Origin of the sequence: Streptomyces sp. NPDC102467 (genome assembly GCF_044765445.1) — a bacterium.
Taxonomy (GTDB): Bacteria; Actinomycetota; Actinomycetes; order Streptomycetales; family Streptomycetaceae; genus Streptomyces.
Genome location: NZ_JBIWKA010000016.1, coordinates 159644 through 171702 on the forward strand (window position 1 = coordinate 159644; position 12059 = coordinate 171702).

The window sequence follows — 12059 nt, forward strand, 5'->3', positions numbered from 1 at the left end:
TCTCGTTCGGCGCCCCCGGTGACGCGGCTCCGCCGCCGCGCCGGGGGCGTACGCGCGCTACTCGCGCCCTGCGGGGCGTACGTCGCCGACAGGCAGCCGGGCGCTGCGGGGCGTACGTCGCCCGCACGCAGCCGGACGGCGTCACAATGGAGGCGTGAGTTCTTCCGCTTCCGCCACCCTGCCCGCCGCTGACCGCAACGACGTCGCCGCCCTGCTGCGCGACGCCCTGATCGACGCCGAGTTCACCGCCGACGGGCTGCTCGAGCTGCTCGGGGCGCCCGCCTACGCGGCGCTCGCCCGCAGCGAGACCGTGCCCGCGCTGCGCGCCACCCGGGGGGACTCCCCCCTGGAGACGCTCGTCCGGCTGTTCCTGCTGCAACAGCCCGTGCCGCGGGAGCGCGTCGCCGGGGTGCTGCCTCTCGACGCGTGCCGGGAGAGCGGCTGGCTGCGGGAGAGCGGCGACGAGATGACCGCGACCGTCGACGTTCGCCCGTACGGCGGACCCGACGGCGAGGACTGGTTCATCGTGTCCGACCTGGGGTGCGCGGTCGGCGGCGCAGGTGGCATCGGCAGCCACGACGAGGGCGTCGTGCTCGGGGTCGGCGGGGCGTCCACCACGCTCGCCGGAATCACCGTCCGTGCGCCCGTCGCGTCGGCCCTCGACCTCGGCACCGGCTCCGGGATCCAGGCGCTGCACGCGGCGCGGCACGCCACGCAGGTCACCGCGACCGACCTCAACTCCCGCGCCCTGCACATCACCGCGCTCACCCTCGCGCTGTCCGGCGCGGGCGCCGCGGACCTGCGCGAGGGGTCGCTGTACGAGCCGGTGGGCGACGCGACGTACGACCTGATCGTGTCGAATCCGCCCTTCGTCATCTCTCCCGGAGCGCGGCTCACGTACCGCGACGGCGGGATGGGCGGGGACGATCTGTGCCGCTCGCTCGTTCAGGGGGCGGGGGAGCATCTGAACGACGGGGGATACGCGCAGTTCCTCGCCAACTGGCAGCACGTGGAGGGGGAGGAGTGGACCGAGCGGCTGCGCTCGTGGGTGCCGCGCGGCTGCGACGCCTGGATCGTGCAGCGCGAGGTGCAGGACATCACGCAGTACGCCGAGCTGTGGCTGCGCGACGGGGGTGACCACCGCACGGACCCGGCCGCGTACGCCGCCCGGTACGACGCGTGGCTCGACGAGTTCGAGGCGCGCAAGGTGCGGGCCGTCGGGTTCGGGTGGATCACGCTCAGGAAGAGTTCCGCCGCGGAGCCCTCGATCGTCGTCGAGGAGTGGCCGCACCCCGTCGAGCAGCCGCTCGGCGGTGCGGTGCGGGCGCACTTCGAGCGGGTCGACTGGCTGCGCACGCACGACGACGCGGCGCTGCTCGAATCCTCGTTCAGGCTCGCCGGGGAAGTGGTGCAGGAACAGGTCGGGCTGCCGGGCGCCGAGGACCCCGAGCACGTCGTGCTGCGGCAGGGGCGCGGGATGCGCCGGGCGACGAAGGTGGACACGGTCGGCGCCGGGTTCGCGGGCGTCTGCGACGGGACGCTGAGCGCCGGGCGGATCCTGGACGCCATCGCCCAACTCGTGGGCGAGGAGCAGGTGTTGCTGCGCGACCGTACACCGGCGCAGATCCGTACGCTGGTCGAGCAGGGCTTCCTGGACCCCGTCGGGCTCGTCGGGCTCGCCGGGCCGGGCGACGGAGTCGTCGGATAGCTGCCCTTCGCCTTGCGCTGCCCGGGAGTTCACCCGGGGTTCCCCCGTCCGTGCCAGCGTCACCGCCTGGGGGCGGCGCGAGCCGCCCCGGAGTCGGGGAGGCAAGGCGATGGAGAGTGCACCTGCGGTCTTCGCGGGCACGGTGTTCGCGTTGTTCGGCGTGGGACTTGTGGTGTGGACGGGGGCGCGTGCCGCGCACCGGGAGCCGGTGGCGGACGGCGCGCGCCCGGTGGCGTCGGCGGTGCTTGCCGGGGCGGTCGGCGTGGGCTGCCTGGCGCTCGCGGCGTGGTGTTTCGGCCAGGTGTGACGCGGCCGGCGCGGTCCTGTGACGCGGCCTCAGAAAGCGCGGTGAGTACGGCGACGCCCGCCCCCGGAGCGGTCCAGGGGCGGGCGTCGGCACGTACAGGAACGTACGAGTGCGTACGAGAACGTACGGCGAAGGGGCGTCAGCGCAGGACGCGGCCCTGGGCGTCCGTGCGGTCGTTGCTGGTGAGGAACAGGATGCCGTCGATGAAGCCCCACAGGCCACCCGCGCCGCAGGTCACGATGGAGACGACGAGCTGCCAGACACCGATCTTGGTGTCGCCCACGTAGAAGCGTCCGATGCCGAACGAGCCGAGGAAGATACCGAGCAGACCGGCGACGAGCTTCTGCTTGTCGGAGTACGGGCGGCCCTGCGGGTCGACGCCGAACGGGGCCTCGGGCGTGGCGCCGGGGAAGGGCTGGGACATGGGAGTTGCTCCTAGGGACGGTAAAAGTCGGCGCGGCGATGCCAGGCCTGTGAGCGGAATGATCCGAGAGCGACGCACCGGTGGGGACACGGCGTGGCCTCGGAACTCCGAAGCGTAGAGGGGGACCCGGGGGTGTCATGGGGCCGGGGCGCCTATCGTGGCAAGTTCGTGACCTTGTGCGTCCGACGGTGATGTGCCGTCAGATCACATTGCGCAGCACGGTCCAGACCACGGCGGCGGCGAGCAGGGCGAGTTGGGTGCGGGTGCTCGGGACAGGTCGCCACCGGCGCCCGCGCAGCCCCGCGTACAGCCAACGCCCCAACGCGTAGAGGACGAACGGGGAAGCGGCCAGCAGCAGGGCATTGTCGTGCCAGGCGGTGACGAGCCGGCCGTGCAGCACGTCGTACACCATGCGGGTGCCGCCGCAGCCGGGGCAGAGCAGCCCGGTGAGCGCGCGGAACGGGCAGCCGGGCAGCCAGTGTCCGGGCTCGTGCGGATCGGTGCCGTAGAGGTACGCGGCCGCGGCAGCCCCGGCGACGAACACCACGAGGGGTGCTGTGGCCGGGGCGCGGCGGGCGGTCCGCGGTGCGGTCGTCATCGTCAGCGCAGGATGCGGCCCTGCGCGTCGGTCGTGTTGCTCCCGGCGAGCATGACGATGCCGTCGATGAAGCCCCACATGCCGCCGATCCCACAGGTCAGCACGCCGACGAGGAGCTGGCCCACGGCCAGTCCCGTGTGGCCCGTGTAGAAGCGGCCGACGCCGAACGTGCCCAGGAAGATACCGAGCAGGCCGGCTGTGAGCTTCTGCTTGTCCGAGTACGGACGCCCGTAGGGGTCGTAGCCGTACGGCGCCATCGGGTCGTAGGCGACGGGCATGCCGGGCTGCGGCTGGGGCGGGTACGCGCCGCCGGCCGGCGCGGAGCCGGGGTAGGGGTAGCCGTAGTTGGGCTGGCCGCCCTGCGGCGGCTGACCGGGCTGGCCCGGAGCGGCGCCGTATCCGGGCTGCGCGCCTTGCTGCGGGTAGCCGTACGGGTTTCCGCCCGGCTGTTCCTGCGGGGGCTGCTGGCCGTAAGGGTTGCTGTCGGACACGGGATGCTCCTGGGTCGGGATGCCGGTGGGGACGAGCCGGGGCTTCCCTCGGGCTCCCCCAGCCGTTCGGCCATCTTGTCAGGAGCAGATAAGGGAGTGGAGCGAGGGAGCGCGATAGGTGCGCAATGGGGACGCTCGTGACAGGAATGTGGCCCCCCGCGCAACACACGGTGAGGCTTCGGTCACCCGGAGCCGAGGCGTCCGCTCCCCGGTCCGGGGGCAGGATCACGAGGAGTCGGGTTACCGTTCCGAGTGGCTGCTGCGTGCTTTTCCCGTTTGACACACCGGCGGGAGGTACCGTCACACTCCGCAGCAGTGCCCAATAACTAACGAATATCTACCGACGAGACACCGACTGGACAGTCTCAACCGCCGACCGGAGAGAAGAGCGAAGTTGTCCCCGACCAGCGAGACCGCACAGGGCGGCCGCCGACTCGTCATCGTCGAGTCGCCCGCCAAGGCGAAGACGATCAAGGGCTATCTCGGCCCTGGGTACGTCGTCGAAGCGAGCGTCGGGCACATCCGCGACCTCCCCAGCGGCGCCGCCGAGGTGCCCGACAAGTACACGGGCGAGGTGCGCCGCCTCGGCGTGGACGTCGAGAACGACTTCGAGCCGATCTACGTCGTCAACGCCGACAAGAAGGCGCAGGTCAAGAAGCTCAAGGACCTGCTGAAGGACTCCGACGAACTCTTCCTGGCCACCGATGAGGACCGCGAGGGCGAAGCCATCGCGTGGCACCTCCTGGAGGTCCTGAAGCCCAAGGTCCCCGTCCACCGGATGGTCTTCCACGAGATCACCAAGGACGCGATCCGCAGCGCCGTCGCCAACCCCCGCGAGCTCAACAAGCGGATGGTCGACGCCCAGGAGACCCGCCGCATCCTCGACCGCCTCTACGGCTACGAGGTCTCGCCGGTCCTGTGGAAGAAGGTCATGCCGCGCCTCTCGGCGGGCCGTGTCCAGTCCGTGGCCACCCGCCTCGTCGTCGAGCGGGAGCGCGAGCGCATCGCCTTCCGCTCCGCCGAGTACTGGGACCTGACGGGCACGTTCGCGACCGGCCGGGCAGGTGACTCCTCCGACCCCTCGTCGCTGGTCGCGCGCCTCAGCGCGGTCGACGGCAAGCGCATCGCCCAGGGCCGGGACTTCGACTCGCTCGGTCAGATCAAGGGCGGGAACTCGGCGAACACCCTGCACCTGGACGAGGCGAACGCGCGAGCGCTCGCCGCCGCCCTTCAGGACACGTCGTTCGCCGTCCGCTCGGTCGAGTCCAAGCCCTACCGTCGCTCGCCGTACGCACCCTTCCGTACGACGACGCTGCAGCAGGAGGCCTCGCGCAAGCTGGGCTTCGGCGCGAAGTCGACCATGCAGGTGGCGCAGAAGCTGTACGAGAACGGCTTCATCACCTATATGCGTACGGACTCCACGACCCTGTCGGACACGGCGGTCTCGGCCGCCCGTGCCCAGGTCACGCAGTTGTACGGCGGCGACTACCTGCCGGACAAGCCGCGCACGTACGCCGGCAAGGTGAAGAACGCGCAGGAGGCGCACGAGGCGATCCGCCCCTCCGGCGACCGCTTCCGCACGCCTGCCGAGACCGGCCTGACCGGCGACCAGTTCAAGCTCTACGAGCTGATCTGGAAGCGCACCGTCGCCTCTCAGATGAAGGACGCGGTCGGCAACTCGGTCACCGTGAAGATCGCGGGCCGCTCGAGCGACGGCCGCGACGCCGAGTTCAGCGCGTCCGGCAAGACCATCACCTTCCACGGCTTCCTCAAGGCCTACGTCGAGGGCGCCGACGACCCGAACGCGGAGCTGGACGACCGCGAGCGCCGGCTTCCGCAGGTCACCGAGGGCGACCCGCTCTCCGCCGAGGAACTCTCCGTCGACGGCCACGCGACCAAGCCGCCGGCCCGGTACACCGAGGCCTCGCTCGTCAAGGAGCTGGAAGAGCGCGAGATCGGCCGCCCCTCTACGTATGCGTCGATTCTCGGCACCATCCTCGACCGCGGTTACGTCTTCAAGAAGGGGACGGCTCTTGTGCCCTCCTTCTTGTCGTTCGCCGTCGTCAACCTCCTGGAGAAGCACTTCGGGCGGCTCGTCGACTACGACTTCACCGCCAAGATGGAGGACGACCTCGACCGCATCGCGCGGGGCGAGGCACAGGCCGTGCCGTGGCTGCGCCGCTTCTACTTCGGTGAAGGCTCGGGCGACGCCAGCGCGGCCGACGCGGGCAACGGCGACGGGGACCACCTCGGCGGCCTCAAGGAGCTCGTGACGGACCTGGGCGCGATCGACGCCCGCGAGATCTCCTCCTTCCCGGTCGGCAGCGACATCATGCTGCGCGTCGGGCGCTACGGCCCCTACATCGAGCGCGGCGAGCGCGACTCCGAGAACCACCAGCGCGCGGACGTCCCCGAGGACCTCGCCCCCGACGAGCTCTCGGTCGAGTACGCCGAGGAGCTGCTCGCCAAGCCGAGCGGCGACTTCGAGCTGGGCGCGGACCCGGAGAGCGGTCACCAGATCATCGCCAAGGACGGACGCTACGGTCCGTACGTCACCGAGGTGCTCCCCGAGGACACCCCGAAGACCGGCAAGAACGCGGTCAAGCCGCGCACCGCCTCCCTCTTCAAGTCCATGTCGCTCGACACGGTGACCCTGGCCGACGCCCTCAAGCTGATGTCGCTGCCGCGTGTGGTGGGGGCCGACGCCGAGGGCGTCGAGATCACCGCGCAGAACGGGCGGTACGGGCCGTACCTGAAGAAGGGCACGGACTCGCGGTCGCTGCAGACCGAGGACCAGCTCTTCACCATCACGCTCGAAGAGGCCCTGGAGATCTACTCCCAGCCCAAGCAGCGCGGGCGCGCGGCCGCCAAGCCGCCGCTGAAGGAGCTCGGCGAGGACCCGGTCAGCGGGAAGCCGGTCGTCGTGAAGGACGGCCGCTTCGGCGCGTACGTCACCGATGGCGAGACGAACGCCACGTTGCGCTCCGACGACTCGGTGGAGGAGATCACCCCCGAGCGCGGGTACGAACTCCTCGCGGAGAAGCGGGCCAAGGGGCCGGCCAAGAAGACCGCCAAGAAGGCAGCGGCCAAGAAGGCCCCCGCCAAGAAGACGGCAGCGAAGAAGACGGCAGCGAAGAAGACCGCGGCCAAGACGACCACTGCGAAGAAGACCGCTGCCAAGAAGGCGCCTGCCAAGAAGGCGGCTCCCGCAGAGCAGTAGGTAGTAGGTAGTAGGTAGTAGGTAGTAGGTCGTGAGCAGTGCGCTGTTAGTAGTGCGTAGTTGGTAGTAAAGAGCGGTAAGTAGGAAGCAGTACGCGGCTTATGTAGGTGGACGCCCCCGGGATCGGTGACCGGGGGCGTCCGTTTGTTCGGGTGGGCGCTCGGAGTGTCGGCCCGTCCCGATAGGCTGGACGAATGACCCGTGCCGAGCAGCCGACCCCCCACACGGCCCCGGACGACGCCTTGGTAGCGGACTCCCGAGAGCGTGCCGTGCGCGCACTCCTGCGTGTACCCGAACTGAAGCGCCTGTGGTCCGCGCAACTCGTAGGCGGGGTCGGTGATGTACTCGGGCTGCTTGTGCTCGTGGTGCTCGCGCTGCAGACGGCCATTTCCGAAGGGTCGTTCGGCGGCGGGTACCGGGGCGTGGCCCTCGCCGTCGCCACCGTGTTCGGGGCGCGCATTCTGTCCACGCTGCTGTTCGGCGCCGTCCTGCTCGGACCGCTGACCTCGCTGACGACCCCCGGCGGACCGCTCGACCGGCGCTGGACCATGGTCGCCGCCGACGGGCTGCGGGCCGCGCTGCTGATCGTCGCGCCGCTGTGGATCGACTGGACTCCGGACAACGCGATGGCGCTGATCCTCGTGACGGCGTTCGTCATCGGGGTCGCCGAGCGGTTCTGGACCGTCGCCAAGGAGAGCGCGGCACCGTCCCTGCTGCCCGCGCCGCCGCTGGAGGGCGCGGCCGTGCGGCCGTTGCCGGACCACATGGACGCGCTGCGCCGCCTCTCGCTGCGTACCGGATTCGTGGCGATCCCGCTGGCCGCGGCCGTACTCGTGGTCGTCACCCTCGTGCAGAACCTGATCGGCGCGGGCGTCGACTGGTTCGCCCAGCACCAGGTGGCGCTCTCGTCGTACGTGGGCGCGGGGCTGTTCGCCGCCTCGCTGTCCGTCGTCTTCTTCCTCGAACTGCCCGGCGCGCAGACCCCGCGCGCGCGGTCGCCGCTCGAAGGACTGCGCCGCCCGAAGACCGGCAGCGGCATCGACAAGGGACGTACGGGCGCGATCCCGCTGCTCGTCCTCGCCTGCGCCGCCGTCGCCGGTGCGATCTCGGCCGCTGTCGCCGTCTCCGTGCTGCACGCCAAGGACCTGGGCGGCGGCCCCGTGACGTTCGGGCTGCTCGTGCTCGGACTGACCGGCGGCACCGTCATCGGCATCCGCACCGCGCCGACCGTGCTGCCGGCACTGTCCCGGCGCCGGCTGCTCGCCCTCGTCATCGCACTCACCGGCATCGCGCTCCTTGGCGCCGGGCTCGACCCGGACGTGACCAGCGTGATCCTGCTCGTCACGGTGGCGGGAGTCGCCGCGGGCGTCGCGGCCAACACCGGGCACGCCCTCCTCGACCAGGAAGCCGAGGAGTACCGGCGGGCCCGCATCACCGAACACCTGCAGGCCGTCGTCCGCGTCAGCGTCGCCCTCGGCGCCCTGATCGCACCGCTGCTCGCCGCGCTCATCGGGCCGCACCGCCTGGAGAACGGCAAGTTCGTGTTCGCGCACGGCGGCGCCGCGTTCACGCTGATGCTGGTCGGCGCACTGCTGCTGCCCGTCGCCGCGCTGGTCCTCGCCAAGGCCGACGACCGCAGCGGCGTACCGCTGCGGCACGACCTGAAGGAAGCGCTGCTCAAGGGGAACGACCCGGCGCAGGCCCCGGCCGCGACCGGATTCTTCATCGCCCTCGAAGGCGGCGACGGCGCCGGGAAGTCGACCCAGGCGGAGGCCCTCGCGGAGTGGATCCGCGGCAAGGGCCACGAGGTCGTGGTCACGCGCGAGCCGGGGGCCACGCCCGTCGGCAAGCGGCTGCGCTCGATCCTGCTCGACGTCTCGTCCGCCGGTCTGTCGCACCGCGCCGAGGCGCTGCTCTACGCCGCCGACCGCGCCGAGCACGTCGACACCGTCGTGCGGCCCGCACTGGAGCGCGGCGCGATCGTCATCTCCGACCGCTACATCGACTCGTCCGTCGCCTACCAGGGCGCGGGCCGCGACCTGTCGCCGACCGAGGTCGCCCGCATCAACCGGTGGGCCACCAGCGGGCTCGTGCCGCATCTGACGGTGCTGCTCGACGTGGACCCGGAGGCCGCGCGCGAGCGGTTCACCGAAGCGCCGGACCGCCTCGAGTCGGAGCCGACGGAGTTCCACACGCGCGTGCGCTCCGGTTTCCTGACGCTGGCCGCCAGCGACCCGGGCCGCTACCTCGTGGTCGACGCGGGCCAGGAGCCGGAAGCCGTGACGACTGTCGTCCGCCACCGTCTCGACCTCCTCCTGCCGCTCTCCGAAGCGGAGATCAAGGCGCAGGAAGAGGCCCGCAAGGCCGCCGAGGAAGAGGCGCGGCGCAAGGCCGAGGAAGAGGCCGCGCGCAAGGCCGAGGAGGAGCGGGTCGAGCGCGAGCGGCAGGAGCAGCTCGCCAAGTTGCGCGCCGAGGAGGAGGAGCGCACGCGCCGCGAGATGGAGGAGGCGCAGCGCATCGAGGCCGAGCGCCAGGCGGAGGAGGCCCGGCAGCGCGCCGAGGAGGCCCGCAAGAAGGCCGAGGCCGAGCAGGCCCGTCTCCTCGCCGAGGAGCAGGCCCGCGCCGTCGAGGAGGAGCGCCGCCGCAAGCAGGCCGAGGAGGAGGCGCGGCTCAGGGCCGAGGCCGAGGAGCGGCGCCTGGAGAAGCAGCGCAAGGCCGAGGAGGCACTGCTGCGCGCGGAAGAGGCGCGGCGGCTCGCGGCGCAGGCCGCGCAGGCGGCTCAGGCGAGCGCGTCCGCGGCCACGTCCCCGTCCGTGCCGACGCGGTCCACGCATCCCCGTAAGGCCGATATGCGCAAGGCCGACTCCCGTACGACCGATACCGATACCGCTACTGGTACCGATGCCCGTGAGGCGAACACGGCTCCGGAGCGGGACAGCGAGACGACGCTCCAGACGCCGATGGTGCGGCCGCAGACGCCGTCCGAGGCCGAGGAGACGGCGGTGCTGCCGCCCGTCAGGGACGCCGAGGAGACCGCGGTGCTGCCGCCGGTCCGGGACGTCGAGGAGACGGCGCAGCTGCCGCTGCCGCCGGCCGGCGCGGCCGACGAGACGGCCGTGCTCCCGCAGGTGTCCGACGCGACGCAGGACAGAGTGCCGCCGGGTTACTTCCGCGACGAGCGGACCGGGCAGCCGGAGGGCGGCGCCGACGTCACGGCGGAGCTGCCGCAGGTCGACGAAGAGGGCCGGCCGCGCCGCCGCCCCCGCTCGGACTGGGCGGAGGAGACGCCGCTCGACGACCTGCCGTCGCTGGCGGACGAGCTGCTGGGCGGGCAGGACGACGACATCGACGAGGACGAGGGCCGGGGCCGGCGGCGACGCCGATAGGTCCTGTCGGCGGAGGGTGTGGAGCTCAGGTCAGCCGGAGCTCCACCCAGTCCACCGCGTCCCCGTCGAGCCGGTAGCGATCGACCTCCTCGGTGAACCCGGCCCGCTCCGCGAAGCGCAGCCCCGCCGTGTTCGAGGCCAGCACGACCGTCTCGAACCGCTCGGCGCCCAGGGCGCGTGCGGTGTCGAGCCCGCGCTCGTACAGCGCCGCGCCGAACCCCTGCCCCCGTTGCTCGGGCAGCACCCGTGAGATCACCGTGGCCACCCCGTCCCGCGGGGCCCGCACGGTCGAGCAGCCGACGAGGACGTCTCCGGCGTAGGCGACCTCCAGTACGTTGCGCCCGGCCCGCTCGGTGACATCGCCGGGGGAGAGGTACGCCGAGTCGACCGGTACGACCGTGTTGTGCACGTGCTGCCAGTCGGCGACCAGCGAGCCGTCGGCGCCCGCGTCGCCGGTCAGGGTCTCGATGCGCAGATTCCGGATCGGCGGGACCGGAGGAATCGGGGGGATCGGGGGAGGGGTCATCCGCGTAGCCAACTCGCTGCGGTCGGTGTTGTCAGTGGCGCCCGGCACAATGGCTGGAGCTTGCGGGCCCGAGGGTTCGAGGGCTTGTGGGCTTGAGGGCTCAAGGAAAGGCGGTATCCCCATGGCCGTATGGGACGACCTGGTCGGTCAGGAGCGCGTGGTCGCGGAGCTGGACGCGGCCGCGCGGGACGCGGACGCCCTGGTGACCGCCGTCCGGGCCGGCACACCGCCGCCCGAGGCCTCGAAGATGACGCACGCCTGGATGTTCACCGGGCCGCCGGGCGCGGGCCGGGTCACCGCGGCGCGGGCCTTCGCGGCGGCGCTGCAGTGCGTGTCACCGGACAGAGCGCTCGGCGGCGCCCCCGGCTGCGGATTCTGCGACGGCTGCCACACCGCCCTGCTCGGCACGCACGCGGATGTCACGACCGTGGCCGCGGTCGGCACGCAGATCCTGGCCGAGGACATGCGCGACACCGTCCGCAAGTCGTACACGTCACCGGCGACCGGCCGCTGGCAGGTGATCCTCGTGGAGGACGCCGAGCGGCTCAACGAGAAGTCGGCGAACGCCGTGCTGAAGGCCGTGGAGGAGCCCGCCCCGCGCACGGTGTGGCTGCTGTGCGCGCCCTCGGTGGAGGACGCGCTGCCCACGATCCGCTCCCGCTGCCGGCTGCTGACGCTGAGCACACCCGCCGTGGACGCCGTCGCCGACATGCTCGTACGACGCGACGGCATCGAGCCCGCCGTCGCCGCCACGGCCGCGCGCGCCACCCAGGGCCACATCGACCGGGCCCGGCGCCTGGCCACCGACCCGCGCGCGCGGGAGCGCAGGGCGGCGGTGCTGAAGATGCCGCTGCGCGTCGAGGACGTCGGCGGCTGTCTCAAGGCGGCGCAGGAGCTGGTCGACGCGGCGGCGGAGGACTCCAAGCAGCTCGCCGAGGAGGTCGACACCAAGGAGACCGAGGAGCTGAAAGCGGCCCTCGGTGGGCAGGGCGGCAGCCGGATGCCGCGCGGCACGGCCGGGGTCATGAAGGACCTGGAGGACAAGCAGAAGCGCCGCAGGACGCGTTCGCAGCGCGACTCCCTCGATCTGGCGCTCACCGAGCTGACGGGTGTGTACCGGGATGTGCTGGCGCTGCAGCTCGGTTCGCGGGTGGCGCTCGCCAACACGGATGTCCAGGACACGCTGGAGCGGCTGGCGCGGGGCACGTCGCCCGAGTCGACGCTCCGGCGGATCGAGGCGATCGGGGCGTGCAGGACCGCCCTCGACCGCAATGTGGCGCCGCTGCTCGCGGTCGAGGCGATGACCATGGCGCTGCGAGCCGGATAAGGACAAGGAGAGGGCCGACCCCTACGGGCCGCACAACCCTTATGGTGCGTAGTTTGCTACTCAAAGTGACCC

At 72.0% G+C, this 12059-nt stretch carries 9 protein-coding genes; 5 read left to right on the forward strand and 4 right to left on the reverse strand.

Translation table 11 applies throughout. From position 1 onward, the window contains the following. Positions 1-154 precede the first annotated feature (154 nt). Both ACIREE_RS31175 and ACIREE_RS31180 read left to right on the forward strand, forming a co-directional pair. Positions 155-1708, forward strand: coding sequence for a methyltransferase (locus tag ACIREE_RS31175; RefSeq protein WP_404159495.1), 1554 nt, complete (start codon positions 155-157; stop codon positions 1706-1708). A gap of 109 nt (positions 1709-1817) precedes the next feature. After that, positions 1818-2015, forward strand: coding sequence for a hypothetical protein (locus ACIREE_RS31180; RefSeq protein ID WP_404159498.1), 198 nt, complete (start codon positions 1818-1820; stop codon positions 2013-2015). Positions 2016-2154: 139 nt separating this feature from the next. Here ACIREE_RS31180 and ACIREE_RS31185 read toward each other — a convergent pair whose 3' ends face one another. The 3 genes from ACIREE_RS31185 to ACIREE_RS31195 form a co-directional block, all read right to left on the reverse strand. Continuing rightward, positions 2155-2439 carry a TM2 domain-containing protein gene (locus ACIREE_RS31185; protein WP_404159501.1) on the reverse strand — a complete coding sequence of 95 codons (285 nt, stop codon included), beginning with the start codon at positions 2437-2439 and terminating at the stop codon, positions 2155-2157. 199 nt (positions 2440-2638) lie between these two features. Next, the gene (locus ACIREE_RS31190) at positions 2639-3037 is read right to left on the reverse strand and encodes a DUF2752 domain-containing protein (RefSeq protein WP_404159504.1); all 399 of its coding nucleotides are present in this window, start codon (positions 3035-3037) and stop codon (positions 2639-2641) included. Between the two features lie 2 nt (positions 3038-3039). Further along, a complete protein-coding gene (locus ACIREE_RS31195; protein ID WP_404159508.1) occupies positions 3040-3528 on the reverse strand; it encodes an NINE protein in 489 nt (162 codons plus the stop codon). 394 nt (positions 3529-3922) lie between these two features. On the opposite strand from ACIREE_RS31195, the gene topA reads away from it, so the two are divergent. Both topA and tmk read left to right on the forward strand, forming a co-directional pair. Continuing rightward, on the forward strand, positions 3923-6748 hold the full coding sequence (gene topA, locus ACIREE_RS31200) for a type I DNA topoisomerase (protein ID WP_404159511.1): 2826 nt from the start codon (positions 3923-3925) through the stop codon (positions 6746-6748). Positions 6749-6942: 194 nt separating this feature from the next. After that, complete coding sequence (tmk, locus tag ACIREE_RS31205) at positions 6943-10134, forward strand: dTMP kinase (protein ID WP_404159514.1); 3192 nt, start codon at positions 6943-6945, stop codon at positions 10132-10134. Positions 10135-10159: 25 nt separating this feature from the next. Here the strand turns inward: tmk and ACIREE_RS31210 are convergent, their stop codons facing one another. Further along, on the reverse strand, positions 10160-10660 hold the full coding sequence (locus ACIREE_RS31210) for a GNAT family N-acetyltransferase (RefSeq protein ID WP_404159517.1): 501 nt from the start codon (positions 10658-10660) through the stop codon (positions 10160-10162). A gap of 121 nt (positions 10661-10781) precedes the next feature. On the opposite strand from ACIREE_RS31210, the gene ACIREE_RS31215 reads away from it, so the two are divergent. Then, complete coding sequence (locus ACIREE_RS31215; protein ID WP_404159521.1) at positions 10782-11987, forward strand: DNA polymerase III subunit delta'; 1206 nt, start codon at positions 10782-10784, stop codon at positions 11985-11987. Positions 11988-12059 lie beyond the last annotated feature (72 nt).

Excerpts from the sequence above, each read along its gene's own strand:
- ACIREE_RS31180 (WP_404159498.1), top strand. The coding sequence starts at position 1,818 with ATGGAGAGTGCACCTGCGGTCTTCGCGGGCACGGTGTTCGCGTTGTTC.
- ACIREE_RS31185 (WP_404159501.1), bottom strand. The coding sequence starts at position 2,439 with ATGTCCCAGCCCTTCCCCGGCGCCACGCCCGAGGCCCCGTTCGGCGTC.
- ACIREE_RS31190 (WP_404159504.1), bottom strand. The coding sequence starts at position 3,037 with ATGACGACCGCACCGCGGACCGCCCGCCGCGCCCCGGCCACAGCACCC.
- tmk (WP_404159514.1), top strand. The coding sequence starts at position 6,943 with ATGACCCGTGCCGAGCAGCCGACCCCCCACACGGCCCCGGACGACGCC.
- ACIREE_RS31210 (WP_404159517.1), bottom strand. The coding sequence starts at position 10,660 with ATGACCCCTCCCCCGATCCCCCCGATTCCTCCGGTCCCGCCGATCCGG.
- ACIREE_RS31215 (WP_404159521.1), top strand. The coding sequence starts at position 10,782 with ATGGCCGTATGGGACGACCTGGTCGGTCAGGAGCGCGTGGTCGCGGAG.